We start from the raw sequence: 20,744 nt of genomic DNA on the forward strand, positions 1-20,744 counted from the left end.
TCTTAACTCTTCTGTAGAACAAGAAGCACATCCAAGGTGCCCTGTTCCTCAATCTTTGCAGCAACAAACTCCGGGGTTTTTACACCAAAATCTAGACGATTAAAAGGAATATTCGCAGACAGGACAACATTGTCGCCCGTTCTCAACACCTTGAAGGTGGCCGTCACCTGCTTCGTCTGACCATGGATATACAGATCTCCCGTCGCCGCAATCTCCCCAGTGGTGCCATCCTTCGGGAGCGATGACACATCCACAGGATCCGTCAGAGTAAACGATGCCTCGGGAAACTCCTGTGTTTCCAGTATCTTCTTGCGCACATTAATGTCACGTTTTTCCACGTCACTACTAATGCCATCGACGCGGACACTCACGACCGCTTCGGTCAGCACATCATCGTGGACAGTGACATGCCCCTTAATGTTCTGCTCCTTGTGATTATCAGCGCGGCCAGATGTTTCCTTCGCTCCCGCTGGGAGCACCTCGTGGAACGTATAGCCCACCTGGGACTGATTCGCGTCCTGGCCAGGGATGATCACCCAGGATCCGTTCATGTCCGTCGTTGCAGGATCACCACCCTTGCTGATGCTTGCGGTCCGGAGTCCTGGATTGCCGACGAACATGTTCACGATCGGACGCAGCGCAAACACTGCGCACAAAATGATGCCGATGGTTCCGAACGTGATGATGGCTTTACGCATGCCTCTTAGCCTAACGGGGTGGTGTTATGGATGCCTAATTAAACATGTTCCTTGACTCCTAGGTGATACGGAAGCGCTCCACCTTTCGGGCGAGGTCCAACAACTCGTTGGTTAACTCCTCCATAGCCTGTGGATCCTCGCCCTCGGATACGGCTGTGACAATGTCCTCTGCCGCACACCGCAACTCGAATAGCTGATCGTGGAGAGCATTGACAGCTGAGGGGCGCAGAATGATGGAGTCCTCTTCGATGCCCGTGTTCTTTAGCCGAGCGCGCTGCTCGTAGGCTCGCTGCCGGCAGGACTGCCCACAATATTTGCGATGACGGCCCTTAGGGTTGGGCTGCACTTCCCTGCCGCACCATGCGCACGGAACAGGCTTGCGTCGGGCTCCTCGCCTCTTCGCGAAGGGCTGCCCGAAAGGGCTGAGGTCAGACGATTCGTGGGTCTGTCCAGCGGCTCGGCCAGCGTCTTCTCGTGTCTGCGGAGAGCGAGAGCCGGACGCCGCAGAAGCGAAAGAATCGATAGCATCTGACGAAGGGGAAGAATCTGAAGAAAAAGAAGAATTGGCAGCCACGGGAACAAATTCTACGCGTCGTACGTTGAATAGGGGTGTGAAGGGCTCCTCTACCCCATCACCCGGTAGACTATGGGAGCTGAATAATTGATGCGTGAAACATCGCAGACGCAACAAACACGAGGAGTGTGAGGTTCACAATGGCAGATCGCGTACTGCGCGGAAGTCGTATGGGTGCAGTGTCCTATGAAACGGATCGCGACCACGACCTGGCTCCACGCCGCATGGTGAAGTACCGCACCGACAATGGCGAGGTCTACGAAGTTCCCTTCGCCGATGATGCGGAAATCCCTCAAGAGTGGATGTGTAAAAACGGCCAGCTTGGTGTGCTCGTGGAAGGCGATGGCCAGGAATCCAAGCCTGTGAAGCCACCACGTACCCACTGGGACATGCTGTGCGAGCGCCGCAGCATCGAAGAGCTGGAAGTTCTCCTGGATGAGCGTTTGGAGCTTCTGCGCAAGCGTCGTCGTAATGCCGTGAAGCTGCTGAAGGAACAAGAGTCAGGATCCTCCCGCTAGGACACGCAGCGCACTCAAGGCATCTCAAAAGCATCGCTGCACAGAGCGATACACGCGCACGACCTGTAGAAAACCCCTCCCGCCTGAGATAACAGGCCGGAGGGGTTTCATCGCATCTGAGTCCTGAAGCGATGCCCTAGTTGTTCAACATGGACTTCACAGAGCCGGAACCGATACGCCAGAACTCCTTGCCCAACTGGCTCACCTGGAATGCGCGGTGCGCAACTCCCCACTTGGTGACCTTCAGCATGGCCTCCGAGATGATGTTTCCGCTCATCTTGGAGTCGCCAATTTCACGCTCGGTGAAGGTGATGGGCACCTCGCGAACGTCGAATCCCATGGTGACTGCACGCCACGCCAGGTCCACCTGGAAAACGTATCCGGCAGAGTCAATAGCATCCAGGTCCATGGCCTCCAGCACCTCGGTGCGGTAGGCGCGGTATCCGCCGGTGATGTCGGACAGGCCGGCGCCCAGCGCGATGGATGCGTATACGTTTCCTGCGCGGGAGAGAATCTGGCGGGAGACCGGCCAGTTCACCAGCTTGCCGCCCTTGACGTAACGGGAACCGATGACCAGTTCTGCGCCGGTATCGATGCGGTCCAGCAGCAGGTTCAGCTGCTCAGGGCTGTGGGAACCATCTGCGTCCATCTCGCACAGCACTTCGTAGTCGTGCTCGATGCCCCAGCGGAATCCTGCGATGTACGCGCCGCCCAGTCCGCCTTTGCCTTCGCGGTGCAGGACCTTGATGCGCTCATCCTTGGATGCCAGTTCCTCGGCAACCTCGCCGGTGCCATCAGGGCTGTTATCGTCGACGACCAAAACATTCACACGCTCCGGCTCTGCGGTCAGCAGTCGGTTAATGATCAGCGGGAGGTTTTCGCGTTCGTTGAAGGTAGGGATAATGACAAGTGTCTTATCGCTCAGCTTTGCCATGTGTGGGGATAAACCTTTCTTCTATTCTCCGCTAGGTAGTCCGTTGTCACCGGGAGTGTATGCTGCGCCGGGTTCGCTTCCGCACACGAGTGCGGGTGGGGCGAGGCTTTTCAGCAAGGAATAGTCCAAGGACAGCACACAGTGCACCAGCGGCACATATTATCCATTCTACCCAAGGACCTACAACTGCTGACAGAGTGATCGTGTTTCGCAGTTCCACGGACGATTGCAGGACCGCGGGCTGGAACAGTCCCGATTTCTGGACCACTCGTCCGTCGTGATCCACGATTGCGGACACGCCACTGGTGGCAGGGACGATGATCGCGCGGTCGTATTCAATGGCTCGCATCCGGCTCATGGCCAGCTGCTGATAGGTCATGTCGGTGAACCCGAAGGTGGCGTTGTTCGTCGGCGTGGTGAGCAGTTGCGCACCGGCACGCACGGAGGTTCGGAATGCCTCATCGAAGGCCACCTCGTAGCAGGTGGCGATACCGATGGGGATCTCCTGGCCCTGATTCTCTCCCCTTTCCGGAGTCATGTGCACCAGCCCGTTGCCGTGGCCAGGCTTGAAGTCGCCGGCACGATCTACCAGCGGGCTGACATGCCTGAGGAGGTCCCGCAGGGGCATGTACTCTCCGAAGGGTTGCAGGAAGCGCTTGTCGTGCGTGTCCGCTGGCTGCTGCTCGGTCCACACCACCATCCGGTTGTGCTCGGGAGTCACCGTGCCCAGCAGAATCGGGGCACCGATCGCGTGGTTCACGCTGTTGAGAATGGTCTGGGCATCCTCGTTGACATAGGGGTTGATGTCGGAGGCATTTTCCGGCCACAGCACCAGGTCGGGTTGAGGGGCCGTTCCCTGCCGCACCTCTTCGGCCAGCTTTCCTGTCTGAGCGGCATGGTTATCGAGCACTGCACGTCGTTGGGTGTTGAAGTCCAGCCCTGCGCGCGGAACATTTCCTTGGATTGCTGCAATGCTGATGGTGGAGGCGGCGGGCTGCTCGTCCGTTTCTGGCAGAACAGCGTCCGAGAAATACGCGCAGACGCTGATCACCGCGATCACCGCCAACGCGACGATGGGGGCGAGCGGCCGGGAGCTGGGCAGGAAGGGCGAATGCCGACGTGCGTGCCCCCGTTCCGTCGCCGCACGCATGAGGATGTTGATCAACGACGCCAACAGCGCGCCCACCAACACCACCGCGAACGTGACCAGCGCTGGACCGCCAAAGGATATGAGCGAGGCGAGAGGACCACCCACCTGTCCCCAGGTGATACGTCCCCATGCGAATCCACCGAAGGGCCAGGAGGAACGCAGCCACTCCGTGGCGACGAACCAAGCAGCTATCGCCCCTGCTGAAAGCAGGGAGTGCTGGAGTTTCTTCCAGCCGAGCAGACTGCGCAGTCCCCAGCCGAAGAGGAACGAGTAGAGCGATTGGACAAGAGCCAATCCAATCCAGGCGATGGCGCCGACGTACTCCCCCACCCACGGCAGCAGGAACCCGTAAAGAGTAAGGCCATGAATCCAGGCGAGGCTGCGGGCATTGCGTGGCGTGACGATGAGGAATAGCAGCGCAAAGCCCGCCGGTGCGGCCCACCACAGTCCGGCGGGTTGAAAGCTGAGAAACACCAGGACTCCACTGAACGCGGCGGCGAGCGCGCGCAGAAGATACAGCGCAATTGCTGTGGTGCGCGTGGTGTGGTGTGAGTTGGCCGCGGAGCTCCTCGTGGTGGCCTGAGATCGTGCCCTAGATGTCATTGCGCCGATCAGGGGTGTTCGAGTTGCCATCGAATTCGTCGTCGCGGTGGTCGATCACTTCTCCCCAGCCGGGGATGCGGTTGCTAGCCTCGGGAGCACCGTAACGTGTAGCGGTGACGAAGGCGGACCCGCCGAATCGGGCCAGTGCCGCCCTAGCGGCACTGCCCATGATCCGCCGGGCGATGGCACGGGTGGTGGGGATCAGCAGAAGCACGCCCAGCACGGAAGTCACGAGTCCCGGCAGCGCCACGGCCAGTGCTCCCACCACTGAGAGCGCGGCATCAGCGGTGAGTTTTCCTGGCTGCTCCGTGCGGTTGAGCGCACGGACCGCGATGGCTCGGATCTGCTGAGCTGCAAGGAACATTCCCACCACGAACAGCGCCACGAGCAGGAGGACCGTCCACCCGAAACCGATCCACTTGCCGACGAGGTAGAAAGCGAGGGCTTCGACGATCAGGTACGCCAGGGGCACATAGGGCATGTAGTCTCCTTGAAAAGATGTGCGCGTTTTGAGTAGAGAAACAAAAAACTTTGGTGAAGTGGTAACAAAGACACCATTCTAATCGCTTACATGAGTGATCTGTCAGCGACAGCTCGCTGATCGAACAAACGTTATCCCATTGAGACACTTGAGTGAGGAACTACACAATGAAGCGCCGTGGAATTATCGCATTGGCACTGGCCGCGGGCCTGTCTTCCGGACTGGTTGCCCCAGCAACGGCACACGCGGCAGAAGCCCCTGGAAGCTCGACTGCTGCCACTAACTCTCCAACCCCAGGTCAGGGTAACCCTCCGAAGCCGGGAACGGGCACCACTACGGGACAGGGTGCTGACGATTCACCGAACAGTAAGTCCAGCCTCGATACGGGTGACGCCGTGAAGGACTTCCTCCTGAAGTTCTCCCTGGGCGTGTTCGCAGCCTCCGCCGCGTTCGCCTTGCTCGGCATGCTCCGCACGCTGGTGTTTAACATCGCTCACGTGTAAGCGTGTCAGCGCCTGAGAGAGGCGCTGCCTAGCGAGGTGCCCGTCGCCACAGCCACCGGGGTACCCATTGCATGATCTGCGCGAGCAGCTTCAGGCGTCGGGGAATCCACACATCTCCGTGAGCACCCGGGTGGTTTTCGCTGTGCGCAATCGCCTCCACCGTGGCGTCCGCCACGACATCAGGGGTGGTGGACATCGGAGCGGGATCCATCCCCTGGGTCATCCGGCCAATCACAAAACCAGGCCGCACGATGATCAGGCTCACGCCCGTTCCCACCAGCGCATCCTGCATGCCCTGGCAGAACCCATCCAAACCGGCCTTGGCCGAGCCATAGACATAATTTGGTCGACGCACTCGGGCACCCGCGATGGACGAATACGCCACCAGGATGCCGCGCCCGCGCCGCTTCATGCGGGAGGACAGCTCGGTCAGCAACACCGCCTGCGCCGTGAAATCGGTGTGGAGAATCCGGTAGACCTCTTCCCCACCGTCCTCCGCCGCACTCTGGTCGCCCAGAACCCCGAACATCGCCAGAGCCGTATCGATGGGGCCCGTGGCCTCGATCTGGTCAAGGACAGCGCTCATGCTGTCGGTGTCCATCGCATCAAAGTCCACGCACTCCACTGCCGCCGCACCGAGTTCTTCTAGGTCGCGGGCCAGTTCGGACAGCGCGCTGTGGCGTCGACCAGCAAGGATAAGATGCTGGCCTGGCGCCATACGGCGAGCGATTTCCCCGCCAATCTCACTGGTTGCGCCGAATATCGCGATCTTCTTCGCGCTCGGGCTCTTCACGTTAGGATTCATCGAGAGCTACAACTCCTCTATTGATGGCGGCGACAGCCTTGCGTGCGGCCGCCTTAACCTCGGCAGAGTATCCAGTGTGCTTGATTTGCTCCAGCAGATCAATCACCCGGCGGCACCAGCGCACAAAATCACCCGGCGTGAGCGACGCACCAGCCGCTTCCGCCGCCATCAGGCAATACTCCAACGGCGCGCCGGCCGTCCACTGGTGCAATGCCGTGGCGCAACCCAACTGCGGAACCCTAGTGACGGACAGATCATGCCGCTCCTCGTCGGTAGACAGCTCGTTATAAATGCGGATCGTTTGATCAATGGCGGTCTCCAACGCTTCCGTGGGCAACTCGATCTGCCCTCCGGTCTCACGGCGATTCTCAAACACACACACGCTTACCACCGCGGCCAGCTCCGCCGGATCCAGCGCGTCCCACACACCGCGACGCAAACACTGGGCCACCAGCAGATCGGACTCATGGTGAATCCGCGCCAAGCGCTCCCCCTCCACCGTGATCCTCGCCGACGTGGGCGTGGAAGTGCCATCGCGATCCAGCTCCACATAATCCAACTCCTCCAGCAGGGACAGAATGCGGTTGAACTGGGACGCCAAAGAATCGGTGGATTCCGGACTCACAGATTCTTCATACTGCACTCGGCGCTGGGACTTGAGATAGGTCTGCGCGGCGCGGGCGATCTCCTCGCGGGCGGGCCATAGGTGGACGTGATGGCTGTGTACCTCATCGCGCGCCTTCGCCACCTCCATCGACCCTCCGCGGGCTTTCGCCTTCAGCTTGCGAGGGCGCTCCACCGGGAGCCTGCGTAAGTGAGAAGCCACGCTGCGCGCCTGGCGCTTCGGGTTGCGCTCCACACCCTTGTGCAGCGTCATCGAACCGATAATCAGCGGAGTGTTGCCGAACATGTCGACGTTAATCCGCTCCACCCAGCCTTCCTCCGTAATGATCGTCGGGCGCGGGTTATGCGGCTTGTGATCCGCCCGCACCACCACCGCAATCAACGGGTTTTTGCCGGTGGGCAAGGCAATCACATCGCCCACCCGCAGGCCCTGGAGCAGGCGAAGCACCTCCTTCGCCGAGTGCTCCCGGGCGTAGCGCTTTGCGTGGCGTTCCTTGGCGGAGAGCTCACGGCGCTTCTCCGCATACTCCAGCACGTCCTGAAGCGCCTGGTCGAGGTTCATCGATCCGTCGGAGTTCAGCAGGGACTCATCGACCAGATGCGGGGACACATCCTCCAGCAGCTCCTGGAGCTCGTGCTTATCGGCCGCCAGCTCCCGCCGGCGCCTCTCCAACTGCTCGGCTCGCTCCACCACGGAGCTGTTGGCCTGGTACTGCGCAAAGGAGCGCTCCAGCAGCCGGTGACTTGCCTCCAACCCCTTCGTGGCGATGAGATTGACCGCCATGTTGTACCCCGGCCGGAAGGTGGAATCCAACGGGTAGGTGCGCGTGGAGGCCAGATCGGCGACCGCGTAGGGGTCCATGCCCTGCGACCACAGGACCACCGCGTTGCCTTTCGTATCAATTCCTCGACGCCCAGCGCGCCCTGTCAATTGCGTGTACTGACCTGGAGTGAGATCCACGTGGGCTTCCCCGTTGAACTTAATCAACTTCTCCAACACCACTGAGCGCGCGGGCATGTTGATGCCCAGCGCCAGCGTTTCCGTGGCGAAGCAGACTTTCAGCAGCCCGCGGGAAAACAGGTCTTCAACAATGTGCCGAAAAGCCGGCAGCATGCCCGCGTGGTGCGCGGCGAAGCCCCGGGACAAGGCTCTGCGCCACTGGCGGAAGCCCAGGACATTGAGGTCTTCCTCGGTCAAACCCTGAACGCCTGCGTCAATGGTCTTTAAGATCTCGGCTCGCTGGCGATCCGTGGTGAAGTCCACCCGATCCACCAGCAGCTGCTTGACGGCAGCGTCACAGCCCACGCGGGAAAAAATGAAGTAGATGGCCGGCAGCATGCCTGCGTTAGCCATGTGCAGCACGGCGTCCGAGCGCTTCGTGCCGCGTCGCTTTCCGGATTCCTCGGCCTTGGCTGCTGCCGCGATGACAGCCCGGTTGATCGCACCGAGGTGCTGCTGTTGCTCCGCCTGCCCGCGCGTTTCAAACATCGGAACAATCTGGCGGCCCACCATCATGAACTGATTCAGTGGAACGGGACGTTTCTCCGTGATGATGATGTCCGTGTGTCCACGGACGGTGCTGAGCCACCCACCGAACTCCTCCACATTGGACACCGTGGCCGACAGGCTCACCAGGATCACCCGCGGGTCGAGGTTGAGGATCGCTTCCTCCCACACCGGCCCTCGCGAAGGATCGGCCAGAAAGTGCACCTCGTCCATCACCACGTGGGTGAGGGTGCTGAGGCGGTCGGAGTCCGCGTAAATCATATTGCGCAGCACCTCTGTGGTCATTACCACGATGGGTGCGTCCCCATTGAGCGTGACATCGCCGGTCAGCAGACCCACGTTGTCCTCACCGTAGCGCGCCACTAAATCGTGATACTTCTGGTTGCTCAGAGCCTTGATCGGGGTGGTGTAAAAACACGTCCCCTGATTGTGGAACGCGGTGTATACCGCGAACTCCCCCACGATCGTTTTGCCGGCACCCGTGGGGGCAGCGACCAAAACGCCGCGCCCCTCCGCGATGGCCTGGGCGGCGTTTAGTTGGAAGTCATCTAAGTGAAAATCATAACTTGCGGCAAACTGCTGCACGTCAGACACAATCTCTCCTTCAGGAGGGGCACGGCACGGGTTTAGAGGACGTCGTCGAAATAGGACCCTCCACCCTGCTGACCCGAATCGGGTTTCTGATGAGGGTACTTGCTCGGTTGTGGTCGGGCGCCGCTACGGCTGCGCGGCGCAGGGGCCGGCTCAATATCATCCGTGGATAGATCGCTGGATGCACGGACAGGTTCAGCTGGGGCCACAGGCCCACTGGAACCGGTGACAGGCGCGGCGGCGTCGATGGTGGAGGCGGATTCATCATCCACGGCGAGCCATTCTGCGGCCTTTTTCTTTCGGCGTTTGTCATTCAGGCGGGCGATCTGCGTGGCGATCTCCATCATCAGGCACAGGGACAGCGCCAAAATCACCATCGAGATTGGATCTTGGCCAGGGGTGATGAAGGCAGCGAAGATAAACAGCAACACGATGATGTATCGGCGCTTTTCCTTTAGCTGTTCGTAGCTCAGCACCCCGGCGACATTCAGCATCACGGTGATGAGTGGAACCTCAAAGCTCACGCCGAAGACCAGGAGAAGGCCGATCGCGAAACTGAAATAGCGCTCACCATTCAGCGCGGAGATTTGCGCTTCGTCACCGATCGTCAGCAGGAACTCTAGACCCAATGCCAGTACGAAGTACGCCAGCACCGCGCCGATCATAAACAGGGTGCCCGCGACGGTACCCACGATCAGCGTCCAGCGCTTCTCATTCTTCTGCAGGCCAGGGGTGATGAACCCCCAAATCTGGGAGAGCCAGATCGGTGAGGAAAATACCAGCCCCGCCAGGGCGCCCACCTTGAAGCGGAGCACAAACATCTCAAACACGCCGGTCGCCAACAGACGGCACTCGCCATCGGAGGCGCCGAATCGCGCCTCGGGAGGCAGCGAGCAGTACGGGCCACGAAGAATCTCACCCAAACTCGGGATCGTTCCCACGTGCGGGATCGGGCCAATGTGCGTGTCGTACCAGATGTAGCCGAGCACGGTCCCCACGGCAATGGCGGCCAGAGCCACCAACAGGCGGCGCCGCAATTCCTCGAGATGCTCCAGAATCGGCATCTCTCCCTTGGGGTTCTTCGGCTTCTTCGTGCGCCGGAACTTCCGCCGAGAGTTCATCGCCTGATTGGCAACCCCTTGCTGAAGAGGTGCCTGCTGCGAATCAAAAGACGTCATTGGATTTAACGAGCATCGCCTTCGGGCTTGTTCACATTCTGGGCCTCAGGCTGAGGAGCGACCTGGGGATCAACCTGCGGCTGAGCCTGTTGATTCAACTGCTGCTCCTGCGGGGACTGGGGAGCCTGAGCAGCCTGGTCCGTGATCGCCTGGTTATTCGGCGTGGAATTCGCAGCATTCTTGTCATTTTTCATCTCGTCCATCTCGGACTTGAAAATGCGCATGGAGCGCCCCAACGAACGGGCGGCGTTGGGAAGCCGCGTGGCTCCGAATAGCAGGAAGATGACCAGAAGGATCAGGATAATTTCCCATGGACCCAAGGACATGTGACCACAAGCCTTTCCTAGAACAATTAAGCGGAATGTCTACTCAGCACGCACAACGTACAAGCAACGTATAGGAACAGCGTGCTGACTAGCTGTCCCCTTGACTATAGGCCGAAAGGCCACGAAGCGCCCGTTGACGCACCCGGTCTCCCAGCCCTTCGGGAGCTATCGGCGTGATGCGCTCTGCATTTGCCACCAAGAAACGCTCCAGCCACACACCCGTATTGGGGAAGGCCACCGTGATCGACGAACTGCCATCATCCTGGGTATCGGGGGTCTCCTGCCACATGGGGTAATACTCCAGCATCCATCGCGCCTGTGGAGATAACTCGAGGCTGGCCCAGGCGTCCGGGGTGCTGGTGGCGTCGAATCCAAAGGGGTCGGACGGGTCGATGGTCGGAGCCTTGCGCAGGCCTGCGAAGTCGGCGCTGCCCGCGGTGTCGATGTCTACGTGCTCCATGCGGTCGAGCCGGAACTTCTTGTGCGTCAGCGCCGCGCGCCCCTCGTCGTCTACCTCGCGGGCCCACAGGTATGTGGTGCCTTCAATGAGACCTAGGTGATCCGGCACCAGAACCCGCGCGCTGAATGTATCCGAATGCAGGGAGCGGTACTCGCACCGTACCAGGCTGCGTTGAGCAACCGCCTGGGACATGTCCTGCGCCAATCCGGTCAGCGGCCCGTGCGACGTGGTGCCCGATTCCGCGTTGTCCTGTTCGACGCCGGCCGCGGTCAGCGCAGCCCTCTCCCCTCGCATGAGAGCCTTGATTTTTGCCACCGCGGAATCCACCGCAGCATGGCGGTGGTCAGGTAGCGTGCTGCGCACAGCCTCCAGACTGAGCAGCAATGCCCCAGCCTCCATCACCGACAGATTGAGAGGCTTCGACAACCCAGCATCCTGCATCACCGAGGCGCTGGTCCGGCCAATATTGATATCGATGAGGAAGCCCGTGTCCTTAGAATTCGGCAGGCCGCACAACATCAATTTGCTCAGCTCATGACGAATCTGAGGAACAGAAATGTTCAACTCCTGCGAGGCGCGCAGGAACGACGCATCCGGATGATTCCGAAACCACGCCAACAACGTCAACGAACGCTCGAATTGCTGCTGCATCGTCAACTTCGGGTTCATGCCTGCTCCTTACCCGCAGCCCGCGTCAGCAACGCCACAACATCCGCGACGACATCAGGCGGCGCGGTGACCACGGCGTCGGGGGCATAACTTGCCGCAGCACGGACAATCGTATCCCGATCGATCGGGCCGATTGTGCCGTCGTCATTGCACATCGCCTTGAGCTCTTGCGCACCGGGGCCCGGGAACTCCACGGTGACCGTCACACGCTGACCCGTGCGGGCCAGTCCCTGTTCGATCAGTTCCATCGGCGTGCCCCCAGGCACTTCCTGCTGGCCGGGAGTGTCCGTGACCTCGATAGAGTCAATCCGGGACAGGCGGAACGTGCGCTGCGCGCCGCGATCCACATCAAAACCCGTCAGGTACATCTTCCCGCCGATGGCGCCGAAGGCCCATGGTTCCAAACGGCGCTCCACCGGCTCCTCAACCAGCGACGGGTAGTAATAAAACTCGATAACCTTATGCTCATCCAGCCCCCGGAACATCGCATCCAGACTGTCAGCATCCAGCGTGGTCATATCCGGAACATTGGATAACACCATGGAGGAATCTGTGCGGCTTATTCCCAGCGCGGATAATTTCGCATACGCAGATTGCGCTGCCGTGCTCATATTCTTGGAATGAGCCCACAGGCCCGCGGCACTAATGACCTCAGCCTCGGCATCCGTGAATTCAATATCGGGAAGCTCAAAATCTTCGCGGCTAATGCTCCACACAGATTCCTTGCGCGACGAACGGCCCGAGACGGCAAACGAGTCATCCTCCACCTCTGTCAGCGTGGTGGTGATGTGCACCCCCGCCCGCGCTAACGTGGCCCGATCGCGACGCAGCATCTGCTCCTGGGTGTGGCGGTTGACCTCGCGCGCCGGGCGCTTATAGCCGTCCACATTCTCCAGAATCCAGGTCACGCTGCGGGGACCATAATTAATCAACGCAATAACCAGGTTGAAGAGGCGCTCAGCGCCCTCTTCCCACGTCACAGCGACAGGCTGATTAGCTTTCATGAGTTCTTCCAGCCTAGGACAGGTCCAAATGCGTTGGGGTTCGCAGACACACCTTATTGCCGCCGCCGTTGAGGATTCCACTGATCTTATCTTCGAAATCCAAGCCGCAGTCTTTACAGTGCGAATCCTGAGCGCCGAAACTACACATGCTCAGCACCATTTCATCCACATCGCTATTGATGTGGGCAAAAGGATCACCCAGCATCGTTTCCCAGCCGCCTTCGCCGTTGATTTTCAGCCGGGTCCAGTCCACCGTGATGCTCACATTGTTATCGCGAGCAGCCCTTAAGAACGCTCCACGCAGAGCCGCTCTAGTGGTTTCCGGCGCATGGGCCTGCGCATGCCGAATCTCCTCCTGTGTGAGCAAAGTCTTGGCAAACCCACGCTTGGCGAGGACATGGAACAGACCGCGATCAGGGTGAATATCGTGATAGGTCAGATCCACCTGCGCCAGGCGGGGATCGACAGGATCCAGATTGTTGCGCTCGGCCATGCGGTCCATGAGTGTCTTCTTGATGACCCAGTCCACCTCGGTGGCGACGGGAGAGAAATCTCCGCTGTCGAAGCAGTCAAGAACACGGCCCCACAGATCCACCACCGGCAGCAACTGTTCGGCAGGAGTTCCCAGCCACCGGCCGTGTTCATCCTGCTCAGGTTCCGGACGGTCCTTCAGCCAGCGTAGCGCGGCATCCAAGAACGCACGCTGGATCTCCAACGGTGTGGCTACCCCGCCCCCGCGCAGGTTCAGCTCCACTGTGCCTGTGAAGTCACGAGAGACGTCGCGGATAGAGCGAATCTCATTGGCCATCTCGAAGTTCGGAAGCGCCACGCCAGCCTCGATCATCTCCAACACCAGCAGTGTGGAACCGATCTTCAGGGCCGTGGTCACCTCCGACATGTTGGAGTCTCCCACGATCACGTGCAGGCGCCGGTAGCGAGAGGAATCCGCATGCGGCTCATCGCGAGTATTGATAATCGGACGCGACCGCGTGGTGGCGCTGGATACACCCTCCCACATGTGATCGGCGCGCTGACTCATACTGAAGCCGGCCTCCACCTGGTCGTTCAGGGTCCCCATCGAGGGCGTGACAAGCTTGCCGGCGCCACACAGTAGCTGGCGCGTCACCAGAAACGGCAGAAGCTGGCGGGACAGACCTTTGAGGGACACGTCGCGCCCCACCAGGTAGTTCTCGTGGCAGCCGTAGGAATTGCCCAAGGAATCCGTGTTGTTCTTCAGCAGGTACACGGACCCGCCCACACCCTTAGCCGCCAAGGCTTCCTCCGCGCGCACGGCCAGGTCGTGCACCATCATGTCGCCCGCGCGGTCGTGCGCGATCAACTGATGCAGCGAGTCGCACTCCGCCGTAGCAACCTCCGGGTGAGCGCCCACGTCCAAATACAGCCGGGAGGCGTTATCCGCATAGATGTTGGACGACCGATGCTGCTCCACAATCGGCGCAAACAGCTGACGCGAGATTTCATCCGGGCCCAGTCGGCGAGAAGAATTTAGCACATTCGTGATGCCGTATTCGGTTTCTACACCCATGATTCGCCGAATGTGGGCGCCGGATACAGATACAGAGGACACAGCTTCAGGGGACACAGGCTCAGAGATTCCTACTGCCCGCCCTTTTGAACATAGGAGCGCACAAACTCCTCCGCATTGCTTTCCAGCAATCCGTCGATCTCATCCAAAAGATCGTCAGTGCCAGAAACCTGCAGGTTCTCCTGGCCACCCGTGACGGAATTCGGGTCAAAAATGCTGTCATTATCGCCGCGACTGCCGCCGGCGTTGACCTGTCCAGATCCACCTGTCGTCATGGTGTGCGCTCCTTCCCATGTTTATTCCACGCCAATAGCACAAGTGTACTCTAGCCCACACCGACCACCTTGGTGGGTTGTGCCGCGGCGATGCCGTGAACTACCTCCTCCAGGGGGCTCAGAGAGTCCGACGCCGGCGCGCTGGCCGAATAGCACGGGAACAAATCACCCACCTCGCGGTGAGTAAAGCCCACGGGCTGGTCCAGGAGAACGCGGGTGGCTTGATGGTCCTGCCACGGGGTGTCCACCACAATGGAGTCCCAGTTCGCGGCCAGTACCTGCTGAGAATAGGCGCCCACCAGCTGCCCGCGCAGCCAGGCTCGAGTATCACGCGGTGGGCACACCACCGCGTGATCGATGTCCTTCTGGGACACCAGCGTGCGCATACGGCCCTTGCGCACCAAGGCGTAATACAGCCCGCGAGCGGGATCAATATCGCTGTACTGAATATCCACCAGTGCCATCCGCGGATCCGACCACTCCACACCTCGAGCGCGGTAAGCGTTCAGCAGCGCCAGCTTCGCGGTCCAATCCAGCCGATCTGCGGTGGACAGCGGGTCGCGCTCCAAGTCATCCAGGATCTGGGCCCACAGGCGCAGCACCTGGCGGTCGTCGTCCTCAGCCATCGGAACGCCGAACCATCCCGCGTTGTCCAGCGTGGACTCCACACGGGACAGGATCTCGCGCTGCACCTGGATCGCAGTCATGGAGCGATTGCCGTAGAATTTCAGCTCCTCGGACACACTCAAGTCGCGGCTGACCTGCTGAACCGCCGGAACCGGGTCCAGCAGCGCCAGATCGGAAAAGTCCGCACCGTGTTGCACGGCGGCCAGCACCAACGCGGTCGTACCGAACTTCAGGTAGGCCGCGGTTTCAGACATGTTGGCGTCGCCAATAATGACGTGCAAACGGCGCCACTGATCGGCATCTGCGTGCGGCTCGTCTCGCGTATTAATAATTCCACGGTTCAGCGTAGTTTCCAGGGAAATATCCGTCTCGATGTAATCCGCACGCTGGGAAATCTGAAAGCCTTCCGTGCCCCCTGTGGCACCCAGGCCCACTCGTCCTGCGCCGGTGAAAATCTGGCGCGTCACAAAGTGAGGAATCAATGCCTGCTGCATGCGTTGCACATCAACGTCGCGGGGGAACAGATAATTCTCGTGAGAGCCATAGGACGCACCTTTTCCATCCACATTATTCTTGTAGATTTTCAGCTCTGGCTGCCCGTCCACCTGTCCCGAGGCCTGAGCTGCCTGGTGCATAATCACGTCCCCCGCTTTATCCCACACCACGGCGTCATAGGCGTTCGTGGTCTCTGGCGAGGAATACTCCGGGTGGGCATGGTCCACATAAAAGCGCGCGCCGGAACCAGTAATCACATTCGCCGCACCAATTGCATTCGGATCCATCACCGGCGCCGCACCCGAACGATAACGCCGCAAATCAAAACCGCGAAGATCCCGCAGTGGAGACTCATTCTCGTAATCCCAGCGCGTTCGGCGGTTAATCCCCTGGCCGCTAGTATCCGCATAGGCAACAACAGCCTGGGTGCTGGTGATGATCGGACTGATGTCCGGATCATCCACAGCCACAATTCCGTATTCCGTTTCCGAACCAATGATGTGACGCCCCATGGGACTTCCCTTCTAACTCAGCCGTTCCTAGAACAAAGACATGTCCACCACGCGCTTGGACGTATGGCCATAAATCCGAGCCCACTCCGCAGGATTCGTGGTATCCGGAAGGTCCTCATTGTCATGAGCCTCCTTCGCGACCGCCGCAGTAATGTGCTCAAACGTCAGACCGTGCGGGGCGCGCTCCCCCGACTCCGACGCAGCATCATGCGCATTTCCGATCGCCTCCTTGACCGCCAAGGTCTTCGCGCGATCCACGATGTTGGCCAGCATCGCTCCCGAGAGGAAGTCGGACCAATACAAATCCTGGGCAGTGCCATCGGCAAAGTGCAGACGTACATACCGGTGCTCATCGTCCTGAATAAACACCTGGCGCACAATCTCCTGGCGAAGAGCCTCCGCCGCGGCCTCAGGAGACCCGTACTCCTCCAGCAGCGAAGGATGAATAGGGGTATCCGCCGTCAAATGCTTCGAGAGGATATCGCACGCCGCGCTGGCGTCGGGACGTTCGATACGGATCTTCACATCCAAACGACCCGGGCGCAAAATAGCAGGATCAATCAACTCCTCTCTATTCGACGCACCAATAACGATCACATTCTCCACCCCCTCAACACCATCCAATTCCGCCAGCAACTGCGGAACCACCGTGGACTCCATATCCGAAGACACGCCCGTGCCACGCGTCCGGAACAGAGCCTCCATCTCATCGAAAAACACAATCACCGGACGGCCAGAACTCGCCGCACGCCGAGCCTGCTCAAAAATCTGACGCAACTGCCGCTCCGTCTCGCCCACAAACTTATTCAACAGCTCAGGGCCCTTAATGTTCAGGAAGTAGCTCACATCCGAATCCCCCACAGACGTTGCCAAAGAATTCGCTACAGCCTTCGCAATCAACGTCTTTCCATTACCCGGAGGGCCATACAACAACACGCCCTTCGGAGGCCGCAAACCGTACTCCGTGTACACCTCCGGGTGCAAAAACGGCAGCTCCACCGCATCGCGAATCTGCTCAATCTGACGCGACAAACCACCAATATCCGAGTAATTAATGTCCGGAACTTCCTCCAACGCCAGACTCGTCACCTCAGTGCGCGACACAGCCTCAAAAGCCCACCCGGACTTACGATCCACAATGACGGACTGGCCCGGCGTGATGTCCTTATTCAACACATCCTCACGCAAACGCCCCGCAGCCTTCACCACGGACTCCTCGCCCAATTTATCGGCCACAATCAACCGCTCGCCCACGATCTCCACAACCTGGGCAACATCGCCGGAATCCTCGTAGCCCGAGGCCTCCACCACCTGCTGGCCCTCCCCCAAACGCACCGTCGAACCCGGAATCAAACTCGACCGCTCCACCAGCGGAGACACCTGCAAACGCATACGCCGACCCGCCGTAAAGACCTCGGCCGTCAACCCCTTAGGATTCACCTCCAACAACGTTCCATACGTGTTCGGAGGCTCCGCCAACGCCTCCAGCCGGCTATTCATCTCCTCCAATTTCTCCCGGCTGGACTTCAACATCTCTACCAATTTGGCATTACGCGCACCCAACGTCCGGTTCGCGATCTGAAGCTCACGAACCGAATGCGGTCCCTCAGACTCAGAAGAAGAATCTTTCGAAGAATCCTTCGGGTCACTGTGAAAAGTCTCAGTCATCGTGGAGTACAACCCCTCTCAAATGGGAAGAAAATAATGTCAAAAATCAGCAGAACAAACAACGGCAAAAACTACGAAAACGAAAAACCTCAGGCAGTAGCACCCACGCCTAGCGCCGCGCCCTCCGCTGAGGGCGCGGCGCGGTCACACCATCAGCTAGGCGTCGGGCTAAAATCAAAAAGGCAGTATGGGCATTCATCCGGTGCTCAGGGCGCGTCGCCAAACCCTCCACCTTCCACTCACGCACCAAAGACTCCCACGCCTTCGGCTCCGTGAAACAACCCAACTCACGAATCCCCTCCATCACCTTCATCAACTGCGGCACCGTCGCCACATACGTCATAAACACCCCACCAGGAATAAGAACATCCTTCACCGTGTCCAACATCTCCCACGGCTCCAACATATCCAGCAACACACGGTCAACCTCCCCCACATCAGCCTTCGTCACGCCCTTCAAATCCCCCAAACGCACATCCCAATTCTCGGGATGGCCGCCGAAATACTCACGCACATTACTTTCGGCATACTCCAAATGATCCTCACGGATCTCATAAGAAATAACCTTCCCCCGCTCGCCCACCGCACGCAGCAGCCACGTCGACATAGCGCCAGAACCAGCGCCCGCCTCCAACACCGTCGCACCAGGGAAAATATCACCCTCAACCAGAATCTGCGCCGCATCCTTAGGGTAAATCACCGCAGCACCACGCGGCATCGACAACACATGATCCACCAACAGATGCCGGAAGCACAGATAATCAGCGCCCGTGGACGAGGTCACCACCGTGCCCTCGTCAGAGCCAATAATCTCGTCATGCTTAATCTCGCCCTTATGCGTGAAAAAGCTCTGACCTTCCTCCAACGTAATAGTGAAATGACGCCGCTTCGCGTCCGTCAATTGAACACGATCGCCAGCCTGAAAAGGTCCAGAATAAGCCATGACGGTGGAAAGTCCTTCGCTGATAGAGAGTACGTACCCTCTGATCCTAGTTGTCCTGGCCTCGACGTGCGGTGGCGGGGGCGATCCACGGGTTCAAGTATTGTCCACGACCAGGCAATACCGCTAAAGTATCTGCCGTCGGTGAATACACCAGCAGACATGTATACACCAGCTGACATGTAGCAGACATGTAAAGGACACAACCGATGATCAACTTCCGCCTGGGAGAACGCATCCTAGCCTTGGCCCTTACCTTCGTTGCGGGGTACGTGGACTCGGTGGGATTCATCCATCTTGGCGGCGTGTTCCTGTCCTTCATGTCCGGCAACACCACGCGCTCGGCAACGTCCCTGGTGGAAGGGAACGTGAACCAGGCCACGCTGGCAGGCTCGTGCATCATCCTGTTTCTGATCGGCGTGATGACTGGAGCGCTCATTACCCGCCTGAGCACCAGGACGTGGGATGTGTACCGCGGTCGCGAGGCGGTGATGTGGAGCATCACAGCGGTGTTCGGGATCACCACGCTGTTGATCCTGGCGGACATGGAACACATCGCGATCCTCAGCTTGTCCGTGGGTATCGGCATGATGAACAGTGTGTTTGAACGCAATGGAGAAGTCTCCATTCCCTTGACCTATATGACGGGCACGTTGGTGAAGATGGGGCAACGCTTCGTGGACGCGTTCTTTGGCGGCAAGCACTTGGTCTGGATTCTGCATCTGGCGCTGTGGATCTCTTTGTCCACCGGGGCGATTGTGGGTGCTTTGATGTATCACCACTACCAGCTGACCTCCGTGGCCTGGATCTTCCTGGTGATCTTGTTGTGTGCTGCCGCGAATCAGCTTGTCAGGCGCCACAGGCGGCAGCATGGCCTGCCTTTGTGATGCTGGTGTGTGATGTTGTCTGCAGTTTTCGTGTGATGTTTTCTGCAGGCTTCTCTGCATGTAAGGCGTCTTTACATACAAGCCTTCTCTCCATCCAGGTTCTCTTCACATCCAAGACGTCGCTATGAGCAGATGTGTCTGAGAACGTCGACTCGATCGCCTCCAGATTTTTGCGAAACTCTCTGACCTGCGCAAACGAAAATCACCCTTTCATCGAGTCGACGTTCTCAGACACCGCCCCTACGTGCGCAGTGGAGACAGGGCTTGGGGTGGGATGTATTAGTGTGGAGAAGGTGAAAACAAAGCTGGCTCTCTCCCCTTCCCGCGCGAGTGATTACAAGCAGTGTCCATTGCTGTATAGGTTCCGTGCCATTGATAAGTTGCCTGAGCCCTCGACTCTCGCTCAGGTGAAGGGCACGTTGGTGCATGCTGTCCTGGAGAATCTGCATCAGCTTCAGCGCGACGAGCGTACCTACCCTGTGGCCGTGAAGATGCTGAAGCCCGAATGGGCAAAGATGACAGACAAAGAGCCGGAACTGATGGAGCTTGTTCCAGATACCGAGGAGGACACTCTGGCTTTTCTAGTGGAATGCCGAGAGCTGGTCAAGGGTTACTTTCGGATGGAGAACCCGCAGGGCTTCGATGCGCACGAGTGCGAGAAGTATGTGGACTTCACGTTGCCGAATGGTGTGCCCGTGCGTGGATTCATCGACCGTGTTGATGTAGCAGAGTCCGGGGCTGTCCGGGTGGTGGACTATAAGACCGGAAAGAAGCCGATCCCGCGCTTTGCGGAATCGGCTCTGTTCCAGATGAAGTTTTATGCGCTGGTGTGGTGGCGCATGATGGGTGAAATTCCGGCTCAGCTTCGGCTGATGTACCTCAAGGTGGCCGATGACATGATTCTCACCCCCACTCCTGCGGAGTTGAACTACTTTGAACGAGATCTGGGGACCCTGTGGGATCAGATCTCTGCGGATGTCCGGTCTGGAAACTTCCAGCCTAAGACGTCCAAGCTGTGCGGATGGTGTTCCTTCCAGGAGCTGTGCCCCGCCTTTGACGGGACACCGCCGGAATACCCCGGCGCTCCAGAAGGCTTCTAACCAAAAGGCACTCAACGGATCCGAGCCAGGGGCCCGGATCCGTGAGATGAACTGGCGAGCGATCAGTGG

19 protein-coding genes and 1 pseudogene are annotated in these 20,744 nt (G+C 59.3%); 4 read left to right on the forward strand and 16 right to left on the reverse strand.

All coding sequences use genetic code 11. From position 1 onward, the window contains the following. Positions 1-2: 2 nt before the first annotated feature. Positions 3-698: a YceI family protein gene (locus tag GC425_RS00295; RefSeq protein ID WP_257821481.1), complete on the reverse strand. Its 696-nt coding sequence runs from the start codon at positions 696-698 to the stop codon at positions 3-5. 58 nt (positions 699-756) lie between these two features. Beyond that, positions 757-1,272 (reverse strand): hypothetical protein, encoded by a 516-nt coding sequence (locus GC425_RS09880; RefSeq protein WP_308240232.1) that lies wholly within the window; start codon positions 1,270-1,272, stop codon positions 757-759. Positions 1,273-1,412: 140 nt separating this feature from the next. Between GC425_RS09880 and GC425_RS00305 the strand changes: the two genes are divergently transcribed. Then, the gene (locus GC425_RS00305) at positions 1,413-1,790 is read left to right on the forward strand and encodes an RNA polymerase-binding protein RbpA (RefSeq protein WP_151841483.1); all 378 of its coding nucleotides are present in this window, start codon (positions 1,413-1,415) and stop codon (positions 1,788-1,790) included. A 136-nt stretch (positions 1,791-1,926) separates the two neighbouring features. On the opposite strand, the gene GC425_RS00310 is transcribed toward GC425_RS00305, so the two are convergent. The 3 genes from GC425_RS00310 to GC425_RS00320 are packed head-to-tail and all read right to left on the reverse strand — an operon-like array spanning position 1,927 to position 4,958. Next, a complete protein-coding gene (locus GC425_RS00310; protein ID WP_151841484.1) occupies positions 1,927-2,724 on the reverse strand; it encodes a polyprenol monophosphomannose synthase in 798 nt (265 codons plus the stop codon). 46 nt (positions 2,725-2,770) lie between these two features. Next, a complete protein-coding gene (gene lnt, locus GC425_RS00315; protein ID WP_151844187.1) occupies positions 2,771-4,477 on the reverse strand; it encodes an apolipoprotein N-acyltransferase in 1,707 nt (568 codons plus the stop codon). Further along, positions 4,467-4,958, reverse strand: a complete 492-nt coding sequence (locus tag GC425_RS00320) for an FxsA family protein (protein WP_151844186.1) — start codon at positions 4,956-4,958, stop codon at positions 4,467-4,469. Before GC425_RS00320 ends, lnt begins: the two co-directional genes overlap by 11 nt. Before the next feature lie 167 nt (positions 4,959-5,125). Here GC425_RS00320 and GC425_RS00325 point away from each other — a divergent pair, with 167 nt between their 5' ends. Continuing rightward, positions 5,126-5,461, forward strand: coding sequence for a hypothetical protein (locus GC425_RS00325; RefSeq protein WP_151844185.1), 336 nt, complete (start codon positions 5,126-5,128; stop codon positions 5,459-5,461). Positions 5,462-5,489: 28 nt separating this feature from the next. Here the strand turns inward: GC425_RS00325 and GC425_RS00330 are convergent, their stop codons facing one another. From GC425_RS00330 to GC425_RS00380, 11 genes and pseudogenes are all read right to left on the reverse strand, one after another. After that, positions 5,490-6,266, reverse strand: coding sequence for an SDR family NAD(P)-dependent oxidoreductase (locus GC425_RS00330; protein ID WP_151844184.1), 777 nt, complete (start codon positions 6,264-6,266; stop codon positions 5,490-5,492). Continuing rightward, positions 6,256-8,991, reverse strand: coding sequence for a DEAD/DEAH box helicase (locus GC425_RS00335; protein WP_374707618.1), 2,736 nt, complete (start codon positions 8,989-8,991; stop codon positions 6,256-6,258). The genes GC425_RS00330 and GC425_RS00335 overlap by 11 nt, the downstream gene beginning before the upstream one ends. Before the next feature lie 32 nt (positions 8,992-9,023). Further along, the gene (gene tatC / locus GC425_RS00340; protein WP_308240233.1) at positions 9,024-10,109 is read right to left on the reverse strand and encodes a twin-arginine translocase subunit TatC; all 1,086 of its coding nucleotides are present in this window, start codon (positions 10,107-10,109) and stop codon (positions 9,024-9,026) included. A gap of 62 nt (positions 10,110-10,171) precedes the next feature. Continuing rightward, positions 10,172-10,492: a Sec-independent protein translocase subunit TatA gene (gene tatA, locus GC425_RS00345; RefSeq protein WP_151841489.1), complete on the reverse strand. Its 321-nt coding sequence runs from the start codon at positions 10,490-10,492 to the stop codon at positions 10,172-10,174. 88 nt (positions 10,493-10,580) lie between these two features. Continuing rightward, positions 10,581-11,621 carry a YafY family protein gene (locus tag GC425_RS00350; protein ID WP_257821487.1) on the reverse strand — a complete coding sequence of 347 codons (1,041 nt, stop codon included), beginning with the start codon at positions 11,619-11,621 and terminating at the stop codon, positions 10,581-10,583. Continuing rightward, positions 11,618-12,625 (reverse strand): YafY family protein, encoded by a 1,008-nt coding sequence (locus GC425_RS00355; protein ID WP_257821489.1) that lies wholly within the window; start codon positions 12,623-12,625, stop codon positions 11,618-11,620. Before GC425_RS00355 ends, GC425_RS00350 begins: the two co-directional genes overlap by 4 nt. A gap of 145 nt (positions 12,626-12,770) precedes the next feature. Continuing rightward, a pseudogene (gene pafA / locus GC425_RS00360) lies at positions 12,771-14,171 on the reverse strand (Pup--protein ligase); the annotation flags it as partial. A 71-nt stretch (positions 14,172-14,242) separates the two neighbouring features. After that, complete coding sequence (locus GC425_RS00365) at positions 14,243-14,446, reverse strand: ubiquitin-like protein Pup (protein ID WP_257821491.1); 204 nt, start codon at positions 14,444-14,446, stop codon at positions 14,243-14,245. A gap of 50 nt (positions 14,447-14,496) precedes the next feature. Then, positions 14,497-16,080: a depupylase/deamidase Dop gene (dop, locus tag GC425_RS00370; RefSeq protein ID WP_257821492.1), complete on the reverse strand. Its 1,584-nt coding sequence runs from the start codon at positions 16,078-16,080 to the stop codon at positions 14,497-14,499. Between the two features lie 27 nt (positions 16,081-16,107). Further along, on the reverse strand, positions 16,108-17,748 hold the full coding sequence (gene arc / locus GC425_RS00375) for a proteasome ATPase (protein WP_151844178.1): 1,641 nt from the start codon (positions 17,746-17,748) through the stop codon (positions 16,108-16,110). 109 nt (positions 17,749-17,857) lie between these two features. Continuing rightward, a complete protein-coding gene (locus GC425_RS00380; RefSeq protein ID WP_151841495.1) occupies positions 17,858-18,691 on the reverse strand; it encodes a tRNA (adenine-N1)-methyltransferase in 834 nt (277 codons plus the stop codon). 206 nt (positions 18,692-18,897) lie between these two features. On the opposite strand from GC425_RS00380, the gene GC425_RS00385 reads away from it, so the two are divergent. Continuing rightward, the gene (locus tag GC425_RS00385) at positions 18,898-19,575 is read left to right on the forward strand and encodes a YoaK family protein (RefSeq protein WP_151844177.1); all 678 of its coding nucleotides are present in this window, start codon (positions 18,898-18,900) and stop codon (positions 19,573-19,575) included. 293 nt (positions 19,576-19,868) lie between these two features. Then, positions 19,869-20,675: a RecB family exonuclease gene (locus GC425_RS00390; protein WP_151844176.1), complete on the forward strand. Its 807-nt coding sequence runs from the start codon at positions 19,869-19,871 to the stop codon at positions 20,673-20,675. Positions 20,676-20,744: the final 69 nt, after the last annotated feature.

The sequence above is a fragment of the Corynebacterium sp. zg254 genome (assembly GCF_024701495.1).
In the GTDB taxonomy this organism is placed as follows: domain Bacteria; phylum Actinomycetota; class Actinomycetes; order Mycobacteriales; family Mycobacteriaceae; genus Corynebacterium; species Corynebacterium zhongnanshanii.